Consider the following 17,988-nt stretch of genomic DNA (forward strand, 5'->3'; position numbering starts at 1 on the left):
TCTGGAAACCGTGCGCACAGCCATGTGCGCACGACGGGAAGGAAATGCACATGCTGATGCCCGTCGACGAAATCGGGGCGGCGGCCAAGCGCCTCGACGAAGCGGCTGTACTGGGCGTCAAGCTCGGCATGGACATGGCGGGCGCCGATGCGGCCGCGCAGAACAGGCAAGGCCAGTGCGCGGAGCGGTGGCAGCCGGCCTTCCGGCGCCAGGGCCGACCGGCCGGTGACGGCCAACTGGTCGGTCAAGGTGAGGTGCAGCCCAACCGCAGCCCGGCCGCACAGCGGTTTTATGCGCTCTGCCTCCTTTGCCCACTCGGGAAAGCCGGTCATGCAGCTGGTGCCGGTCAGGCGCCCCCGATCGAGAAGATCGAGAATCCCGGCGGAAACGCCAGGCGCCAGGCCGTAATCGTCGGCGATCAGGCGAATGCGCCGCGTCATCTGTTCGAAGAGCCCGGCTCCGGCCGGTCGGCGGAGGCATCGCTGCGCACGACATCGCGCACGAGATAGACCGGCCGATCCTTGCTCTCGCTGAGCGTCACCCAGACATATTCGCCGATCAGGCCAAGCAGGGTCAGGTTGAGGCCGCCGAGCAGAACGACGGCAACCAGCAGGCTGGGGTAGCCCGGAACGGCAATGCCGTAGAAGATCACCTCGAAGAACACCTTTGCACCATAGAGCGCGCCGGCCAACGCCGCGAGCAGCCCGCTAAGACTGATCAGGCGCAGCGGAATGACGGAGAACGAGGTGAACCCTTCGAGCGAGAAGGCGATCAGGTTGAGCCGGCTCCATTTCGATGTGCCACTGGCGCGGCCTTCCGGCGAATAGGGCAATGCTTTCTGGCGAAAGCCCGCCCAGGCAAACAGGCCCTTGTTGAAGCGACGCTTGTCACGCAGGCTGGTCAGTGCGCGCGCCACGGCGCCGCGCATGACGCGAAAGTCGCCGGCATTTTCAGGAATGTCGAAACGCTGGCTGCTGTTGATCAGGCTGTAGAAAAGCCGTGCAAGCTGGCTGCGCCGCCAACTCGCCTCGCGGCGGTCGTTCTGGGCATAGACGACGTCGATGTCGGGATGGTTCACCAGCTCGGCGATCAGCTTCAGGCTGATGTCCAGGGAATGCTGGAGGTCGGCGTCCATGATCAGCACCATGTCGCCGCGCGACTGGTCGAGGCCGGCGAGCACAGCGACTTCCTTGCCGAAATTGCGGCTGAGGCGGACGATCTCCCACGATCCCGTCAGCGCCTGCGAAAATCGTCCGGCGCCGTCGTCACGGCTGCCGTCATCGACCAGGATCTTGTGCACGGTCATGCCGAAGCGCTGTGCCACGGCCGCTTCGAGCTCGCCGAGCAGGCGCGCGAAGGCCGATGCCGAAGCCGCCTCGTTGAAGAATGGCGCAACGATATCGAGGCTCTGTCGCAACTCAGCCATTCGCGACTCCCGCATTCACCACCTTTTCCCGTGCCTTGGCCCAGAACCACCAGATCAGCGAACCGGCGATGAAAGTGACGGCCACCGGCCGGAACCAGGGGAAGAGGAAATCGTGCACATGGCGCTCGACGCCGCTCAGCCCGGTCACGAACAGCGTCATCGACAGCACCGAGGCGAGGACGCCGCCTCGTTCTTCGCGCCACAACAGGGCGATGGCAAGACCGGCTGGTACCGCGATCATGGCAAAGGTGTTGGGCTCGACGCGCGGGTTGAAGACGCACATGTAGAAAGTGGCCGTCAGGAAGATCGCCAGCGCTGCCTTTCCCCCTTCGAGCCTGCGGTCGAACCAGATGACGGCTGAAAGCGTAAGGAGGGCCATGACCATGCGCACGATCGTTGCGCCGAATTCCGGTATCGGCAGCCCTATCGTGGTGAACGGTGCCGTGAAATCGGTGGACACGAAATGGCTGGTATTGTCGACGGCCATGGAGGTCAACATCTGGGCGAAGACACGATACTGATCGTTGAGATAGCCGGCGGGAGCAAAAGCGTAAGGCAGTGCGAGCACGAACAGCACCGCCAGCACCAGCACCGGTATCAACCGAAGCCGAAGGGCTCCTACCAACAACAGCATTATGATCGCGGTCGGCTTGGCGATGATGGCAAGCGAAGCCCAGAAGAACGTCTCCGCCCGTCGCCCTTCCAGCGCCGACAATGTGAGAAGCCAGCAAGCGGCGGTCAAAAGGATCGTCGCCTGACCGTTGCGGATCGCGCCGAGCGCCATCGGCAAAGCGAGGAAGAGGCCGAAAGAAAGCAGCCACATCAACTCGCCACCACCGAGCTTGCGCACCTGCCGCATCGCGGCATAGGTCAGCACCGCAAACCCGAGGGAGTGCCACACCACGCCGCCCAGATGCGGACCGAGCTTGACTATCGGAGTGTAGAGCGCGGCAAAGGCCGGCGCGTAGAGATACCCCATCTCGGATTGGGTGTCGTAGAGCGGCAGACCGGCCAGAAGCGCCTCGCTGCCGTCTATATAGGCCTTCCATACCGTCCGCGTGTACGGCGACCGCAGGACCATGGCAAGAACGACCAGGAACGCTCCGATCCACAGGCCAAACCCCAAACGGTCGAAAACCGGCTTGGAAATCGTCATCAAGGCACCCCACACAATCCCGGAACAAGCTCGGTCCAGCCTGTCCCGGCATTCGATGGCGGCGGCATATCACGGACGCAGCGGCATGGCATAGGGGGCTTGATGGACGCGGGTATCGGCCTGACGGTCCCGAGGCGGCGGATAACCGGCGATCTCTGACGCAAAGCACTCCGAGGCCCCCTCGCGTCCAAGCTTCTCGAACCTTTCGAATTGGCCTAAGGCCGGATGAACACCTTGCCGTTCGGCTTGGCCAGTTCCGCCGGCACCCGCGTCATGGCCTCGGCAAGCGGCACCACCGCTGTCACGTCGGTCGACCAGCGCCCGTCGGAAAAACGCTTCTGCGCTTCCAGGATCGCCGGGCCGCGGCGATCCTGGAACTGGCGCATCCACTCGCTCAGCCAAAAACCTTCGATACGCTTGTGCTGGAAGATCAGTTGGCCGGGCTCGCGGATAACAGTGGCTTCGGGATCGAGCTTCCCGTAGATGATCCAGCGCGACCGCTTCGGCATAATGTCGAAGATGGCGGAAGCCAGCGGCCCGGTCACCGCGTCGAGAAAGATGCGCGGCTGCTCAGCCTTCACCACCTCGCGTAGCGCCGCCTTGAAATCCGGCGCCTTTTCGTTGAGGACGTGCGCCGCGCCGAGCGCTTTCAGCGCCGCGATCTGGTCGTCGCGGCGCACGGTGACGATCGGCCGGAAGCCCTCTCCGTTGGCCAGGCCAATGATCAGCTTGCAGAGCTGGCTGGCGCCGGCGGTCATCATAAAGGCCTTTCCGCCTTCCTTCTTGACGACGTCGAACATGGCGAGCGCGGTGAGCGGGTTGACGATCATCGCCGCGCCATCCTCGTCGCGAACGGTGTCGAGCAGCGGGATGCAAACATCGGCCTCGGCTACGGCATAGTCGGCCCAAGAGCCCCAATTGGTGACGCCCGTGGCAAAAGCGACACGCTTGCCGATCAGGCCTTTTGGATAGGGTTCGTCCCCGCTGGCGACGACAATGCCGACGCCCTCGAAGCCCGCCGGCTGTCCCTTGGCGCGCGGCTGGCCGTACTGGCCCTTGACGAAGGCGATGTCGGAGGGGTTGATCGAGGCGAGGTTGACCTTGATCAACACCTGCGTCGGTCCGGGTGTCGGCACCGCGATGTTGCCCGGCTCGAGATACGGCTCCATCGCCTCCAGCACACTGCCGCTCGGCGTCCTGGTGTAGCCGTCGCCGACCAGCAGCAGCGCCTTCATTTCGGAGGGGACGGCCATTGGAACACTCCGTGCTTGGGCTGTCGGCATCGCCGGATGACGATGCCGGCGCTCAGACCTTTTCCTGCGTGTATTTCTTCAGCTCGGTGCGCGCCACCTGACGGCGATGCACGGCGTCCGGCCCGTCGGCAAGGCGCAAGGTCCGCAGATGCGTCCACGACCGCGCCAGCGGCGTGTCCTGGCTGATGCCTTGCGCGCCGAACATCTGCACGGCCTCGTCGGTGACCTTGAGCGCGACGCGGGGTGCCACCACCTTGATCTGGCTGATCCAGGGGGCCGCGGCGCGGGCGTCGCCCTGGTCGATCATCCACGCCGCCTTGAGGCAGAGCAGCCGGGCCATTTCGATCTCCATGCGGCATTCGGCGATGATGTCGAAATTGGCGCCGAGCTTTGCCAGCTTCTGGCTGAAGGCCTCGCGGCGCAAGGAACGCTGGCACAGCATCTCGAGCGCCATCTCGGCCTGTCCGATGGCGCGCATGCAGTGATGGATGCGGCCGGGGCCGAGCCGCCCTTGCGCGATCTCGAACCCCCTGCCTTCGCCGAGGATCAGGTTCGACGCCGGTACCCGCACATTGTCGAAGCGAAGATGCATGTGGCCGTGCGGCGCGTCGTCATCGCCATAAACCTGCATTGCCCGCACCTTGGTCACGCCTTTTGTGTCCGATGGCACCAGGATCATCGAATGACGGCGGTGCTGCGGCTCGTCATCGCCGCCGGTCCTGACCATGACGATGTAGATGGCGCAGCGCGGATCGCCTGCGCCCGAAGCCCACCATTTCTCGCCGTTGAGCACATAGTCGTCGCCCTGACGTTCGCAGCGCATGGCAATGTTGGTGGCATCGGACGAAGCGACATCCGGCTCGGTCATCAGATAGGCCGAGCGGATCTTGCCGTCGAGCAGTGGCTCGAGCCATGCTTTCTTGAGGTCGGCCGAGCCGTACCGCTCCAGCACCTCCATGTTGCCGGTGTCGGGCGCCGAGCAGTTGAAGGTCTCGGCGCCGAGATGCGCCTTGCCCATCTCTTCGGCCAGATAGGCATATTCGACGGTGGAAAGGCCGTAGCCGCGTTCCGAGCCGGTCAGCCAGAAGTTCCACAGGCCGCGCTCTCGTGCGGTCTTTTTCAGCCCTTCGAGGATCTCGCTCTGGCGCGCACTGTAGACCCAGCGGTTGCCTGTCTTGCCCACTTCGCTGAGGAATTCATGGTCGAGCGGCATGATCTCGTCGCGCACCATGGCCGCGACGCGCGCGTGGATCGGCTTCAGCCGCTCGGTCATGCCGAGATTCATCTCCGTCATCGGTCGCTAACCCTTCATGCATGCCAGGCATTTTGTCAGTGGCAAGGATGACCGTACTTCGGATAGCCTTGTCAACGCGAACTGTTTGCCCGCATGCCGAGCGCGGAGGATTGTGATGAGCTATCTGGACGAGCTGTTTTCGGTGGCCGGCAAGACAGCGCTGGTGACGGGTGCCGCGACCGGCATCGGCCGCATGGCGGCGACCGGGCTGGTCAGGGCCGGCGCCAGCGTGATGATCGCGTCGCGCAAGGGCGAGGATTGCATCAAGGTCGCCGAAGAGTTGAACGAGCTTGGCGCATCCGGCCGGGCCGAAGGCTTCGCCGGCGATGTCTCCAGCGAAACCGGCATTGCCGCACTCGTCGCCGAGGTCAAAGCCCGGACCGGGAAATTGCATATTCTGGTCAACAATGCCGGCGTCTCCTGGGGCGCGCCGCTGGAAAGCTTCCCCTATTCGGCATGGGCCAAGGTGTTTGGCGTCAACGTCACCGCGATCTTCCATCTAACCCGCGAATTGCTGCCGCTGCTCGATGCCGCCGCCAGGGACGCCGATCCGGCCAGGGTGATCAATCTCGGTTCGGTGATGGGCACGCAGCCGCTGGCCGACGACGCCTATTCCTACACCGCGTCCAAGGCAGCCGTGCATCATCTGACCCGCACCCTTGCGCTCGAGTTCGCTGGCCGCCGCATCACCGTCAATGCCTTCGCTCCCGGCCCCTTCCAGAGCCGGATGACGGCATTCGCCACCAGTACGGATGAGCAGGCCAGGCACGTCGGCAGCCATGTTCCGATCGGCCGTATCGGCGCGCCGGATGACATTGCCGGCGCAACGCTCTATTTGTGCAGCCGTGCAGGCAGCTATGTCACCGGCGCCATCCTGCCGATAGACGGCGGACAGTCGGTGCAGCATGGGCTGACCTTGTTCAAGGAATGACATTTTCCGGCCACAGAAGCCGGGGGTGAACTGGAGGACATGAGCGTGGAACCGATCAGTCTCGATGTGCTTCTGGCCAGTGTCGGCAAGGAGGTTGGCGTGTCGCCATGGCGGGCTGTCACGCAACGCATGATCGACCAGTTCGCCGACGCCACCGACGACCACCAGTTCATCCACTGTGATCCGGAGCGGGCCATGCGCGAAACGCCGTTCGGCGGCACCATCGCGCACGGCTTCCTGTCGCTGTCGCTGTTGTCGGCGATGACCTTCGAGACCATGCCGCCGCTGGAAAACGGCAAGATGGGCGTCAACCACGGCTTCGATTCGCTGCGCTTCCTGGCGCCGGTGAAGACCGGCGCGCGCATCCGCACGCGTTTCGTGCTGGCCGATGTCAAGGTTCGGCCGTCGGGCTGGGTGCAGACCGCGCATGACGTGACGATCGAGATCGAGGGTTCGAAGAAGCCGGCACTGACCGCGCGCTGGCTGACGCTGACCTTGATCGAACGCCAGCCCGAGACGGCATGAGTGATCCCGTTCTCGACCAGGCAGCGCTTGCGCCTTATCTCGAGGCGAACATACCGGGCTTTTCCGGACTTGCGGCAGTCGAGAAGTTCAAATCCGGCCAATCGAACCCGACCTACCTTTTGACGGCGGCAAGCGGCCGTTACGTGCTGCGCGCCAAGCCGCCGGGGCAATTGCTGAAATCGGCGCATCAGGTCGACCGCGAATTCAGGGTGATGAGCGCGCTTGCCGGCACCGCCGTGCCCGTGCCTGCCATGCTGCATCTGTCGGCGGAAGACTCGCCCATCGGCCGCATGTTCTACGTGATGGATTTCCTCGACGGCCGCATTTTCTGGGATCCGGCCCTGCCGGAGGCAGGCGACAACGAAGAACGCGCCGCCATATATGATGCCATGAACGAAACCCTCGCGGCGCTGCACGAGATCGATGTCGGGACAGTGGGGCTCGGCGATTTCGGGCGGCCGGGAAATTATTTCGAGCGCCAGCTGGCGCGCTGGACCAGCCAGTACCGCGCCTCGGAGACTGACGCAGTCGCCGACATGGACCGGCTGATTGCCTGGTTGGAAACGCGTATGCCCGCCGATGACGGCCGGATCTCGTTGGTGCATGGCGACTACCGGCTGGACAATCTGATCTTCGCGCCGGACCGGCCGAAGGTGCTGGCGGTGCTCGACTGGGAATTGTCGACATCAGGCCACCCCTTCGCCGATATCGCCTATCAATGCATGCAATGGCGGCTGCCGCACGCTTCCGGCTTTCGCGGCCTGGGCGGTGTCGACCGTTCCGCACTCGGCCTGCCCTCCGAGGAGGACTACGTCGCCGCCTACTGCCGGCGGCGCGGGCTCACCGGTATCGGCAACTGGACGTTCTACCTCGCCTTTTCCTTCTTCCGGCTGGCCGCGATTTGCCAGGGCGTCTACAAGCGGGCGCTGGACGGCAACGCCTCCAATCCGGAAAAGGCCCGGACCTATGGCGAGGCGGTAAAGCTGCTTTCGCGCCTTGCCGCGAAGCTGATCGACAAGGAGGCGTGATGGGCCGCTTTGACGGAGCAAAGGTGCTGATCACGGGTGCCGCCAACCTCGACAAGCGTCGGCACGATCCGAAGCATACCGCTTGGGAACTTCCCGTGCCCTTGTCCGTTTCCGTACAGCGTATATAATTTAGCCAGCCACCAACCAACCAAAGGCACCAGATCTTGCCGCAGAGCGTCCAGACACGCCGCGAGAAGCAAAAGGCCGAACTGCGCTCCGAACTTGTCGAGGCCGCGCACAAGCTCGTCCAGGAAGAAGGCTATGAAGGCCTGACCATCCGCAAATTGGCCAAGCGGGTCGGCTACGCCCCGATGTCTGTCTATTCCTACTTCGCCGACAAGCAGGACATCCTGTTCGCTCTGGCCGAGGATGCGTTCGAGACGCTGGCCCGCCGCATCGAGGAGCATCCATCCGATGATCCGATCGAGGCCTTGCAGGCGGTGATGACCGAATATGCCGCTTTCGGACTCGGCAATCCCAACGAATACCGCACCGTGTTCATGACCGAAAAGACCAAGCTGCCGGAAGGCTACAATGAAATGGAGGAGAGCAACCCTGCTATGAAGGTGCTGATCAGCAGGGTCGAGGCCTGCGTCGCCGCCGGCAAATTGCAGGGCGATCCGCGCGCCATCGCCACCATGCTGTGGGCGGTCGGCCACGGCACGATCTCGCTGCTCATCACCTTTCCGTTCTACCCCTTCGGCGATCCGCAGGCCTTCGTGAAGCGGATGTGCGATTTCACGCTCGCCACGCTCAGCACGCAAAACGTCCCGCCGCTGACCGAGACACCGGTCAACTGCTGAACGCCGTTTCCTGGTTTTGTGTATTCCCCTCCAGACCTGGGGGTTCTTGGTTAACAAAAATTTATTGTACGCGTACGGTTTTCCTTGAACTTCGCGATCGACGGGCGTATATGTACAGCGTATCGTACATGTACGAGAGAAATTCACCCGTCGGTACGAATTGAATTCGACCCGGAAACCGGAGACTGACAATGAAAAAGACACTCCTCACCCTCGCCGCCGTGCTGGCACTTTCGGGCTCGGCCTTCGCCGCCAACACCACCCATCCCGTCAAGCATGCGCCGGTGGCGGCCTGCGTTGACACCAGGACCAACGTGAAGCTCGATTGCGCTTCGACCGGTTCGGTCGAGAAGAAGGGTGCCACGCAAAATACCGCTGAAGGCAAGGGCCCGCGGCTCGGCATCAGCATCAATCCGTGGATTGTACCAAGCGCATTTTGACATCAGCAAAGATCGCGTCTGGCCGGCACAAGCCGGCCAGCTTCAGCCGACCGAAACCGGCAGCTTCGCCGCTGAACTCTCGAAGGCCGCGTCGATCAGCTTTTGCATGTCCGCGGCACGCCGGAACGACGGATCGCCATTCCGGCCTGTATCCAGCGCATCGGCAAAGCGTCGCGCATTGCGCTTGACACTGGGCAGCGCCAAGATCTGCCAGCGCTGAAGATCGACATCGCCGCCGAGACAGGCCGACAGGTTCGATGCCTTGCCGTCGGTTTCGACCCTGATGGCGCCCTTGGTGCCGTGCAGGGCCAGCGACAGATCGTTGGCGTGGCCGGTCATGTAGCGGCTCGCCACGATCGTAGCGAGCGCACCGGAACTGAGCCGCGCCGTCATTGCCACGCTGTCATTGGCGTCCAGCACATAGTCGCCGATGCGCTCGCCCTCGGCCTTCGGAAACGTCACCAGATCGGCATGCAGGCTGACGATATCCTGGCCGGCGCCATAGGTGGCGAAGTCCAGGATATGGATGCCGACATCGCCCAGCACACCGGTCGAACCGTGCCGGCTCGACAAGCGCCAGAGCCATTTGTCCTCGACCCGCCAGTCGCCCCACGACTGGCTGACCAGCCAGCTTTGCCGGTAGCTTGCCTCGACATGGCGCAACACGCCGATCTCGCCGGCCAGCACCATGCGCCGCGCTTCATGGATCGCCGGTGAGTTGCGATAGGTCAGGTTGACCATGTTGACCACCCCTGCAGCCTCGGCCGCTTCGGTCATATCAAGCGCGTCGGCGTGGTTCGGCGCCAGCGGCTTTTCGCAAAACACATGCTTTCCCTGGGCAAGCAGCGCCAGCGTCGTTGCCATATGCGCACCATCCGGCGTCGCGTTGATGGCGGCATCGAACTGACCGCAGGCGATCGCCGCCTCCAGGCTCTCGAAAGATTCGCCGATCTTGCTGACGGCGGCAAACGCCGCCGCGCGGCCAGGCACCTGATCGACGCAAGCGACGATGCTGCAGCCGGGAATCCCGGCAAACTCATCGACATGATGTCCGGCGATGCCGCCGGTGCCGAGCAGAAGAATTCGATGCATCAGTTCAGGCCCCCAGCCACCTCACACCCCAATCAGCTCAGGCCCGAATCAACTCAGGCCCTTGTCGCCGTCGGCATGCAGGCGCAGCCCCTTCTGCACGATCTTCTCCTTGGCCGCATCCGTCGGCACGTTCGACGCATTGGTGATGCCGGACCATGCCGGCGCCGGGTTGTGCGCCCAGTGCACGGCGTTGCGCAGCACCTGCTGCACGCCCTCATTGTGATAGATCGGATAGGTCTCGTGGCCGGGCGAGAAGTAGAAGATCCGTCCCGCGCCGCGCTGGTAGGTCAGCCCGGACCGGAACACCTCGCCACCCTCGTACCAGGAGACGAACACCGTCTCCAGCGGCTCCGGCACGGCGAAGGGCTCGCCATACATTTCGGTCTCGCCGATCTCCAGGCACTCGCCGATGCCTTGCGCGATCGGGTGGCCGCGGTTGATCGCCCAGACGCGCTCGCGCTCGCCCGCCTCGCGCCATTTCAGCGAACAGGGCGTGCCCATCAGCCGCTTGAATATCTTCGAGTAGTGGCCGGAATGAAGCACGATCAAGCCCATCCCTTCCCACACCCGCTTCTGCACCCGCTCGACGATCTCGTCCTTGACCTCGCCATGCGCCGCGTGGCCCCACCACAAAAGCACGTCGGTGGCCGCCAGGCGCTTTTCGCTCAGGCCGTGCTCGGGCTCCTGCAAGGTGGCGGTGGTCGCCTCGATGCCCTTGTCCTGGTTGAGGGCGGCGGCAATGGTGCCATGCATGCCCAAGGGATAGAGGTCGCGCACGGCTTCATTGGTCTGCTCGTGGACATTCTCGCCCCAAACGATCGCTTTTGTCGGCATTTTCATCTCCCAAAGCGCTTTAAATAGCATGTCAAAAGGGATTGAGAAGGTGCCGATGCCGCCTGGCCCGATGGAATACTACGTCTTGCGCTTCTTGCGCCCCGGCACGGTCTTGGCCGTGCCCGGTTTCGCCGGGGCGCCGGGGATGGCGGTTCCGGTAATGGATATCGGATCGCTGGCCGGGAACGTGTCTTCGAGGCCTTCCTCGAGTTCCTCTTCGGCGCTCGGGGCTTCATGTCGCTCATGTTCGAGCGAGCGGACGGCCGATGTCTTTATGACCGGCGACTTCGGTGCGGAATTCGACGGCATCGGCATTCTCCCTCGGCGTGCGGATGCAGAACGAGCGTGCCCTGCAAAACGTTCCGAGTTCAGACCGCAGCGTCGCGCGATCCCTCGGACAGGAAAGTAAAGACATAGTCCGAGAAGGAACGCCAGCATTCGACCCGGAAGGCATCGGCGGCTGTGCGCAGCAGCACGATCTCGGTCTTGCCCAGGATGGTGCGCGACGCTGCGCCCACCGGGAAGGCGTCGAGCGACAGGTCCTGCGGGCAGCCAGCATTGATCGTCGCCGCTGCCCCAGGGCCCGTCACCGATATCGCGATGTTGCGATGCGAGACGCCGACCGCCGAATGCAGCGCGGATACTTTGGCGCAATCGGCGAGCGGATCGTTGCCGGCCTCATCGATCACAAGCCATTCGTCGGGACCGAGCCACAAGACGGTGCGCCCGCCCTTCGCGGCAGAGGTTTTCGGCTTGTTCGGCAAGGTCACGCCGAGCGCCTTCGAAAGCGCTGCGGCCGAAGCCTCCGGCGCACGCAGTGAAACGCGCTCGGCCGACGGCAGCACCTCGACCTTGACGGCGGCGGCAGTGGTGCTGCGCCCAGCCAGCGCCGGACGGCGTTCGACCGAAGGCGATGCGGCCGGAGCCGTCTTCCTTGCAGCGGCCTTAGCCATTGAGGCGCCCTCCCGTCTCGTCGAAGAATACCATGCCGGTAACCTCCACTTCGATCACCCCATTCGGCATCGGCACATAGAGGGTCTCGCCCATCCGGTCGCGGCCGCCGGCGACCAGCGCCAATGCGATCGAGCGGCCGCAATTTTCCGACCAATAGCTCGAGCTGACATGGCCGATCATCTTCATCGGGATCGCCTGCTTGGGATCCTCGACGACCTGCGCGCCTTCTTCCAGCACCACTTTGGGGTCCCTGGTCTTGAGGCCGACCAGCTGCTTGCGGCCCTTGGCGACCAGATCCGGCCGCGTCAGGCCGCGGATGCCGACGAAATCGGTCTTCTTCTTGCCGACCGCCCAGTCGAGCCCGGCGTCGTTCGGCGTTACCGTGCCATCCGTGTCCTGGCCGACGATGATGTAGCCTTTTTCGGCGCGCAGCACGTGCATCGCCTCGGTGCCGTAGGCGGCCGCACCATGCTTCTGGCCCTCGGCCCACAGGGCTTCCCAGACCGCCTGGCCATAGTCGGCCGGCACATTGACCTCGAAGCCGCGCTCGCCGGTGAACGACATGCGAAACAACCGCGTCGGCACGCCGCAGATCTTGCCTTCACGCACCGACATATGCGGCAGCGCCTCGTCGGACATGTCGATGCCTTCGACCAAGGGCTCTATGATCTTCCGCGCGCTCGGCCCTTGCACGGCGATGACAGCCCACTGCTCGGTGATCGAGGTCAGCCAGACATTGAGATGCGGGAACTCGGTCTGGAGATAATCCTCCATGTGGTTCATGACGCGCGGCGCGCCGCCGGTCGTCGTCGTCACGTGGAAACGGTCGGGGGCCAGCCTGCCGACGACGCCGTCGTCATAGATGAAGCCGTCCTCGCGCAGCATGATGCCGTAGCGGCAGCGGCCGGGTTCCAGCTTCTCCCATGGGTTGGTGTAGAGCAGTTCCATGAACTTGGCCGCATCCGGCCCAACCACCTCGATCTTGCCCAGCGTAGAGGCATCGAACAGGCCCGCCGTCTTGCGCACCGCGACGCATTCGCGGTCGACCGCGGCATGCATGTCCTCGCCCGCCTTGGGGAAATACCAGGCGCGCTTCCACTGGCCGACATCCTCGAACACGGCACCTTGCGCCTCGGCCCAGGGATGGATCGCGGTTCTGCGCGTCGGGTCGAACAGCGGACCGCGCGCATGGCTGACGATCGCGCCGAAGGTGACCGGCGTATAGGGCGCACGGAACGTGGTCAGGCCGACCTCCGGGATCGGCTTTCCCAGCGTCTCGGCGGCAATCGCCAGGCCGTGCATGTTGGAGGTCTTGCCCTGGTCGGTCGCCATGCCGTTGGTGGTGAAGCGCTTGACGTGCTCGATCGAGCGCATGCCTTCGTGCACCGCCTGGCGGATATCCTTGGCGGTGACGTCGTTCTGGAAATCGACAAACGCCTTCACAGTCGTGTCCGGCCCGGCGCCGGGCGCCGCGCCCAACATACCGCGCGACCAGCTCTCCGACGCATCGACCTTCGGCTTACTGCTCTTGGCGGCTTTGGCGCCGGCATCTTTCGCCGCCTTGGCGCCCGCCGCATAGGCCTCGTCCACCGTCGCCGACAGCCCGTCGGTGCCGTTGCAGGCGCCCACCGAGACGCAGTCCTGCGCATAGGTGCCCGGCACGAAGCGCTTGGTCTCGTCGTTGAAGGCGACCTTTCCGCGCGACTGCGAGAACAGATGCACCGACGGCGTCCAGCCGGCCGACATCAGGATCGCATCGACCGCGATGGTGCGTTCGCCGCCGCCATTCTTCGGCTGCACGGTCATCGACGACACCCTGAGCTTACCGCCAGCGCGGATCACCGCGCGGCCGAAATTGATCTCGATGCCGAGCGCCCTCGCCTCGTCGATCACCGGTCCGGTCGGATTTTCGCGCAGATCGACGATCGCCGCCACGTTGACGCCGGCCTTCTTCAGGTCGATCGCCGCCGCGTAAGCAGAATCATTGGCGGTGTAGACGCCGACATTCCTGCCGACCGCGACGCCATAGTGGTTGAGATAGGTGCGCGCGGCACCCGCCAGCATGATGCCCGGCCGGTCATTGTCGGCAAACACCATGTGGCGCTCGATCGCGCCCGAGGCCAGCACCACGCGCTTGGCCCGGACCTGCCACAGCCGCTCGCGCGCCAGATCGTGGCCGGGGGTCCTCAGATGCTCGCTGACACGCTCGACCAGCCCCACAAAATTCTGCGCATAGTAGCCGAACGCCGTCGTTCGCGACAGCACGCGGACATTGTCCATTGCGGCGAGCTTCGCCACGGCAGCTTGCGCCCAGGCAAAACCGTCCTGGCCGTCGATTTTCGCGCCGCTCTCGAAACGCAGGCTGCCGCCGAACTCGGCCTGCTCGTCGGCGAGGATGACGCGCACGCCGGTCTCGGCCGACGCAAGCGCTGCCGCGATGCCTGCCGCACCGCCGCCCAGCACCAGCACGTCGCAATGCGCGTAGCGCGATGAATAATGGTCGGGGTCCGGCTGGTCCGGGGAAACGCCAAGACCGGCCGCGGCGCGGATCTTTGGCTCGTAGAGCCTCTTCCACGCCGCTTTCGGCCACATGAAGGTCTTGTAGTAGAAGCCGGCCGAAAGCAGCGGTGAGGCGATATCGCTGACCGCACCGAGGTCGAAGGACAGTGACGGCCAGCGGTTCTGCGACTGCGCATCAAGCCCGTCATAGAGCTCCTGCACGGTCGCCCGCACGTTCGGCGTCTTGCGTGCCGCGTCGCGCTTGATTTCGACCAGGGCGTTCGGCTCCTCGGCGCCCGCCGACAGGATGCCGCGCGGACGGTGGTACTTGAACGAACGGCCGACGAGATGGACGCCATTGGCGAGCAGCGCCGAGGCCAGCGTGTCGCCCTCGATGCCGGCATAGGACCGGCCATCGAAGCTGAACCGCGCGGTCTTGGCTTGGCTGAAGCGGCCAGCGCCGGGAATGCGGAACGCGCCGCTCATTTGGCAACTCCCGGGAGCTTCGACGGCTTCCGCTCGCCGGCCTTGTAGGTCATGACGAATTTGTCGGTGACGGTGTCGCGTACGGCATTGAAGAAGCGCGCACAGCCATGCATGTGCCGCCAGCGCTCATAAATGATGCCCTTGGGGTTGGAGCGGATGAAGAAGAACTTTTCAAAATCGTCGTCGCTCTCGCCGGCCATATTGGCCGAGCGCGCGATGTGCGCCTCGCCGGCGTTGCGGAACTCGAGTTCCGGACGCTCTTCCTCGCAATAGGGGCAGCGGATGAGAAGCATTTGGTTCGTTCCTACAATTCGCCGTGGCCGACGCGGGCGCCCGCCGGTTGATCGCAAAGCTTCTGTCCCAGGGTCGCGAACGGTGCGACGAGCCGGATGCGCTCTTCCACGCTTGCAGCGGGACGAAACAGATCGCGGGACGCCATGTTGCCGAGGGTGAGCTGCATCGGATCGGTTGTGACGATGACTTGACGCGGCTGGAATGTCTCGTCTTCTTCGAGCCCTTCGGGTCGTCCCTCGAAGAACATCACCACCCTCTGGCCGCCGCTCCAGACGCAGGCCAACGTGCCGTCATCGACCGAAAACGGCCAGCCGGCTTCGTTGCCGGCACGGCTGATCGGCTGCGTGCGCACTTCATCCGGCGAGGGAAAATGGAACATGCCCCGTTCTCCCGCCAGCACTTGCTCCCCCGCCAGCATCAGCGGCATCGCGACAGCCATCTCAGCCATCATCAGTGCGCCACCGCCGCCGCCGCCGCCTCGTCGATGAGCCGTCCGGTGCGGAAGCGTTCGATGGTGAAGGGCGCGTTGATCGGATGCGGATCGTCTTTGGCGATGGTGTGGGCAAAGACATGGCCCGAACCCGGCGTTGCCTTGAAGCCGCCCGTGCCCCAGCCGCAATTGACATAGAGGCCCGGCACCGGCGTCTTGGCCAGGATCGGCGAGCGGTCGGGCGTGACGTCGACAATGCCGCCCCACGAGCGCAGCATCTTCATGCGCGTGAAGATCGGGAACATCTCGCAGATGGCGTCGAGCGTATGTTGCAATATGTGCAAGCCGCCGGTCTGCGAATAGGAGACATACTGGTCGGTGCCGGCGCCGATCACCAGCTCGCCCTTGTCGGACTGCGAGATATAGGCGTGCACCGTGTTCGACATCACCACGCAGGGCACCACCGGCTTGACCGGTTCCGACACCAGCGCCTGCAGCGGATAACTTTCCAGCGGCATGCGCACGCCTGCCATGTTCATGATGACGGAGGAATGGCCGGCGGCAACGACGCCGACCTTCTTGGCGCCGATGAAGCCGCGCGTCGTGTCGACGCCCATAACAGCGCCATTTGGCGCCCGCTTGACCCCGGTCACCTCGCAATTCTGGATGATGTGGACGCCGCGCGCCGAGGCGCCGCGCGCATAGCCCCAGGCAACCGCATCATGCCGCGCCGTGCCGCCGCGACGCTGCAGCGACGCACCGACCACCGGATAGCGCGCATCCCTGGAGGTGTTGAGCGGTGGGCAGAATTCCTTCGCCTGCTCCGGCGTCAGCCATTCATTGTCGATGCCGTTCAGCCGGTTGGCGTGCACGTGGCGCTTCAGCACCTGGACGTCGTGCACATTGTGGGCGAGCATCATGACGCCGCGCGCCGAATACATGACGTTGTAGTTGAGTTCCTGGCTCAAGCCATCCCACAGCTTCAGCGCATGGTCGTAGATGCCGGCGCTCTCGTCATAGAGATAGTTGGAACGGATGATGGTGGTGTTGCGGCCGGTGTTGCCGCCGCCGAGCCAGCCCTTTTCCAGCACCGCGACATTGGTGATGCCGTGCACGGTGGCGAGGTAATAGGCGGTGGCCAGGCCATGGCCGCCGGCGCCGACGATGATGACGTCGTATTCTTTCCTGGGCTCAGGCGAGGACCACTGTTCCTCCCAGCCCTTGTGACCGCGCATGGCTTCACGGGCGATGGCGAATACCGAATATTTCTTCAACGTCCCAACCTCGCCCCAAAAAGGCTTCGCGAATGGCGGCCGGCGTTCATTCGGTCCCGGCGCGCGAGGTGTATCACTAGCGAAACAGCGCTTCCACCCTTGCGCTGTTTGCGACGGCGCTTGCCGTTTTGCGCCGCGCCTTCAACGGCCGCCGTTTTGAGCTTCGCCTTTTGCTGGTTCAGACGAGACACGCTTCACGATGGACGGTCCGATTGCATAGGTCGGCCGCAAATAACCTTGGCGGCAATCGGCGGCGATTTTACGAATTTCCGCATCGTCCGACTGCTCCGCCATGGCCACGAAACGCTCGACGATCACCTCGCGCGGCCTGATAGCTACTGCCGCCGCAAAGCGCCGCAACACCGGATCCGCATGCTCAAGCAACTGTCGCAGGTCCTTGGAGCTCGGCATGAAATAGTGACCATAAGCATTGACCAGTGTCTTGAAAGCCGAGTCCGGACGCAGGGCGGCGGCATTTTCCACCGCAAGCTTTAGCTGCCAGCGCTCCGCAAGACAGATGAACTGGACCACCCTCCATCGAACGCCGGCATGTTCGTCATCCAGCCGCAGCATCACGCGGCCAAGAATGGCTCCATCGGCCGGCGTCGTGCATCCCAGAAGTGCCTCGATTGCGTCGAACCGGATGCCTGAGACCTGACTGTCGAGCAGATCGGCTATCTCTGCGACAACGCAATTCATCTTGTAACCTATCCGGGAACTGGCTTCAGCCGTCAAAAAAGCCGCGGCGGCCTGCGTATGAAGGTTGTCGGACGTCAGCAGCGGCCGAAGGTTTTCGAGCGGAAAGCCCTTATGAAATTCCGATTGGAGAGCGAACGTCAGCTTGCTGTTGCCCTCGAAGCCGGAGGCCAACAACTTGCTCATTATGTCTTGGGGGGTCATTGGAATGGGTGGCGCATCCACCCGCAAGGTTGAATGGCGTCTTGGTACCCCGGTGTCCATCCGACGTCAAGAAATCGTCGCCGATGGCTTCGCACGTATCGGGTGGCTCGCGTTGCCTCGATCTGCGACCAAGCATCCCAACTGCCAGTGAAGCCGGCCCAAATAACAAGGATGCAGAAATGTTCGCACTCGCCAACAAGGTCGCCATCGTCACCGGCGCCAGTTCCGGCATCGGACGCGCCACGGCAAAACTCTTTGCCGAGGAAGGCGCCAAGGTCATCGTTGCCGCCCGCCGCCAGGCCGAACTCGATGCGCTTGTCGCCGAAATCGCGGACGCCGACGGCATCGCCATCGCGCTTGCCGGCGATG

The 17,988-nt window shown here is 63.9% G+C and carries 20 protein-coding genes; 6 read left to right on the forward strand and 14 right to left on the reverse strand.

All coding sequences use genetic code 11. The features are described 5' to 3' along the window. The 5 genes from EN964_RS05250 to EN964_RS05270 form a co-directional block, all read right to left on the reverse strand. The coding region (locus EN964_RS05250) for a ChbG/HpnK family deacetylase (RefSeq protein WP_127276220.1) at window positions 1–440 on the reverse strand (440 nt) is incomplete at its 3' end. Beyond that, window positions 437–1,426 carry a glycosyltransferase family 2 protein gene (locus EN964_RS05255; protein ID WP_127269058.1) on the reverse strand — a complete coding sequence of 330 codons (990 nt, stop codon included), beginning with the start codon at window positions 1,424–1,426 and terminating at the stop codon, window positions 437–439. The genes EN964_RS05250 and EN964_RS05255, both read right to left, overlap by 4 nt. Further along, entirely contained in the window at window positions 1,419–2,582 is a 1,164-nt protein-coding gene (locus EN964_RS05260) for a glycosyltransferase 87 family protein (RefSeq protein ID WP_127269057.1), read from the reverse strand. The genes EN964_RS05255 and EN964_RS05260 overlap by 8 nt, the downstream gene beginning before the upstream one ends. A 215-nt stretch (window positions 2,583–2,797) precedes the next feature. Then, complete coding sequence (locus tag EN964_RS05265; RefSeq protein ID WP_127271398.1) at window positions 2,798–3,835, reverse strand: zinc-binding dehydrogenase; 1,038 nt, start codon at window positions 3,833–3,835, stop codon at window positions 2,798–2,800. 52 nt (window positions 3,836–3,887) lie between these two features. Continuing rightward, window positions 3,888–5,129, reverse strand: a complete 1,242-nt coding sequence (locus EN964_RS05270) for an acyl-CoA dehydrogenase family protein (RefSeq protein WP_127268959.1) — start codon at window positions 5,127–5,129, stop codon at window positions 3,888–3,890. Between the two features lie 115 nt (window positions 5,130–5,244). On the opposite strand from EN964_RS05270, the gene EN964_RS05275 reads away from it, so the two are divergent. From EN964_RS05275 to EN964_RS05300, 5 genes are all read left to right on the forward strand, one after another. After that, on the forward strand, window positions 5,245–6,060 hold the full coding sequence (locus EN964_RS05275) for an SDR family oxidoreductase (RefSeq protein ID WP_127268960.1): 816 nt from the start codon (window positions 5,245–5,247) through the stop codon (window positions 6,058–6,060). A 39-nt stretch (window positions 6,061–6,099) separates the two neighbouring features. Next, the gene (locus EN964_RS05280) at window positions 6,100–6,585 is read left to right on the forward strand and encodes a MaoC family dehydratase (protein ID WP_023810115.1); all 486 of its coding nucleotides are present in this window, start codon (window positions 6,100–6,102) and stop codon (window positions 6,583–6,585) included. After that, on the forward strand, window positions 6,582–7,613 hold the full coding sequence (locus tag EN964_RS05285; protein WP_127268961.1) for a phosphotransferase family protein: 1,032 nt from the start codon (window positions 6,582–6,584) through the stop codon (window positions 7,611–7,613). Before EN964_RS05280 ends, EN964_RS05285 begins: the two co-directional genes overlap by 4 nt. Before the next feature lie 164 nt (window positions 7,614–7,777). Further along, on the forward strand, window positions 7,778–8,416 hold the full coding sequence (locus EN964_RS05295; protein WP_127268963.1) for a TetR/AcrR family transcriptional regulator: 639 nt from the start codon (window positions 7,778–7,780) through the stop codon (window positions 8,414–8,416). A gap of 191 nt (window positions 8,417–8,607) precedes the next feature. After that, the gene (locus EN964_RS05300) at window positions 8,608–8,856 is read left to right on the forward strand and encodes a DUF680 domain-containing protein (RefSeq protein ID WP_127268964.1); all 249 of its coding nucleotides are present in this window, start codon (window positions 8,608–8,610) and stop codon (window positions 8,854–8,856) included. Window positions 8,857–8,898: 42 nt separating this feature from the next. Here the strand turns inward: EN964_RS05300 and EN964_RS05305 are convergent, their stop codons facing one another. From EN964_RS05305 to EN964_RS05345, 9 genes are all read right to left on the reverse strand, one after another. Then, a complete protein-coding gene (locus EN964_RS05305; protein ID WP_127271394.1) occupies window positions 8,899–9,948 on the reverse strand; it encodes a Gfo/Idh/MocA family protein in 1,050 nt (349 codons plus the stop codon). 48 nt (window positions 9,949–9,996) lie between these two features. Next, window positions 9,997–10,782: a ThuA domain-containing protein gene (locus tag EN964_RS05310; protein ID WP_127271192.1), complete on the reverse strand. Its 786-nt coding sequence runs from the start codon at window positions 10,780–10,782 to the stop codon at window positions 9,997–9,999. Window positions 10,783–10,860: 78 nt separating this feature from the next. Next, window positions 10,861–11,091: a hypothetical protein gene (locus EN964_RS05315; protein WP_127271190.1), complete on the reverse strand. Its 231-nt coding sequence runs from the start codon at window positions 11,089–11,091 to the stop codon at window positions 10,861–10,863. Between the two features lie 59 nt (window positions 11,092–11,150). Beyond that, window positions 11,151–11,735 carry a sarcosine oxidase subunit gamma gene (locus EN964_RS05320; RefSeq protein ID WP_127271189.1) on the reverse strand — a complete coding sequence of 195 codons (585 nt, stop codon included), beginning with the start codon at window positions 11,733–11,735 and terminating at the stop codon, window positions 11,151–11,153. Beyond that, a complete protein-coding gene (locus EN964_RS05325) occupies window positions 11,728–14,721 on the reverse strand; it encodes a sarcosine oxidase subunit alpha (protein WP_127271392.1) in 2,994 nt (997 codons plus the stop codon). The genes EN964_RS05320 and EN964_RS05325 overlap by 8 nt, the downstream gene beginning before the upstream one ends. Further along, window positions 14,718–15,014, reverse strand: coding sequence for a sarcosine oxidase subunit delta (locus tag EN964_RS05330; RefSeq protein WP_127270054.1), 297 nt, complete (start codon window positions 15,012–15,014; stop codon window positions 14,718–14,720). Before EN964_RS05330 ends, EN964_RS05325 begins: the two co-directional genes overlap by 4 nt. A gap of 11 nt (window positions 15,015–15,025) precedes the next feature. Continuing rightward, window positions 15,026–15,466: a hypothetical protein gene (locus EN964_RS05335; RefSeq protein ID WP_127270055.1), complete on the reverse strand. Its 441-nt coding sequence runs from the start codon at window positions 15,464–15,466 to the stop codon at window positions 15,026–15,028. Continuing rightward, entirely contained in the window at window positions 15,466–16,719 is a 1,254-nt protein-coding gene (locus EN964_RS05340) for a sarcosine oxidase subunit beta (RefSeq protein WP_127270057.1), read from the reverse strand. The genes EN964_RS05335 and EN964_RS05340 overlap by 1 nt, the downstream gene beginning before the upstream one ends. A 141-nt stretch (window positions 16,720–16,860) precedes the next feature. Next, window positions 16,861–17,601, reverse strand: a complete 741-nt coding sequence (locus EN964_RS05345; RefSeq protein WP_127270059.1) for a hypothetical protein — start codon at window positions 17,599–17,601, stop codon at window positions 16,861–16,863. A gap of 197 nt (window positions 17,602–17,798) precedes the next feature. Here EN964_RS05345 and EN964_RS05350 point away from each other — a divergent pair. After that, window positions 17,799–17,988 (forward strand): SDR family NAD(P)-dependent oxidoreductase (locus tag EN964_RS05350; protein WP_127276226.1); only part of this gene is annotated, 190 nt, incomplete at its 3' end.

This window comes from Mesorhizobium sp. M7A.F.Ca.CA.001.10.2.1, from assembly GCF_003998575.1.
Lineage (GTDB): Bacteria > Pseudomonadota > Alphaproteobacteria > Rhizobiales > Rhizobiaceae > Mesorhizobium.

Bases quoted from the DNA above. Each gene is read 5' to 3' on its own strand.
- EN964_RS05255 (WP_127269058.1), bottom strand. From the start codon at position 1,426: ATGGCTGAGTTGCGACAGAGCCTCGATATCGTTGCGCCATTCTTCAAC.
- EN964_RS05260 (WP_127269057.1), bottom strand. From the start codon at position 2,582: ATGACGATTTCCAAGCCGGTTTTCGACCGTTTGGGGTTTGGCCTGTGG.
- EN964_RS05265 (WP_127271398.1), bottom strand. From the start codon at position 3,835: ATGGCCGTCCCCTCCGAAATGAAGGCGCTGCTGCTGGTCGGCGACGGC.
- EN964_RS05270 (WP_127268959.1), bottom strand. From the start codon at position 5,129: ATGACGGAGATGAATCTCGGCATGACCGAGCGGCTGAAGCCGATCCAC.
- EN964_RS05275 (WP_127268960.1), top strand. From the start codon at position 5,245: ATGAGCTATCTGGACGAGCTGTTTTCGGTGGCCGGCAAGACAGCGCTG.
- EN964_RS05280 (WP_023810115.1), top strand. From the start codon at position 6,100: ATGAGCGTGGAACCGATCAGTCTCGATGTGCTTCTGGCCAGTGTCGGC.
- EN964_RS05285 (WP_127268961.1), top strand. From the start codon at position 6,582: ATGAGTGATCCCGTTCTCGACCAGGCAGCGCTTGCGCCTTATCTCGAG.
- EN964_RS05300 (WP_127268964.1), top strand. From the start codon at position 8,608: ATGAAAAAGACACTCCTCACCCTCGCCGCCGTGCTGGCACTTTCGGGC.
- EN964_RS05305 (WP_127271394.1), bottom strand. From the start codon at position 9,948: ATGCATCGAATTCTTCTGCTCGGCACCGGCGGCATCGCCGGACATCAT.
- EN964_RS05310 (WP_127271192.1), bottom strand. From the start codon at position 10,782: ATGCCGACAAAAGCGATCGTTTGGGGCGAGAATGTCCACGAGCAGACC.
- EN964_RS05315 (WP_127271190.1), bottom strand. From the start codon at position 11,091: ATGCCGTCGAATTCCGCACCGAAGTCGCCGGTCATAAAGACATCGGCC.
- EN964_RS05320 (WP_127271189.1), bottom strand. From the start codon at position 11,735: ATGGCTAAGGCCGCTGCAAGGAAGACGGCTCCGGCCGCATCGCCTTCG.
- EN964_RS05325 (WP_127271392.1), bottom strand. From the start codon at position 14,721: ATGAGCGGCGCGTTCCGCATTCCCGGCGCTGGCCGCTTCAGCCAAGCC.
- EN964_RS05330 (WP_127270054.1), bottom strand. From the start codon at position 15,014: ATGCTTCTCATCCGCTGCCCCTATTGCGAGGAAGAGCGTCCGGAACTC.
- EN964_RS05335 (WP_127270055.1), bottom strand. From the start codon at position 15,466: ATGATGGCTGAGATGGCTGTCGCGATGCCGCTGATGCTGGCGGGGGAG.
- EN964_RS05345 (WP_127270059.1), bottom strand. From the start codon at position 17,601: ATGAGCAAGTTGTTGGCCTCCGGCTTCGAGGGCAACAGCAAGCTGACG.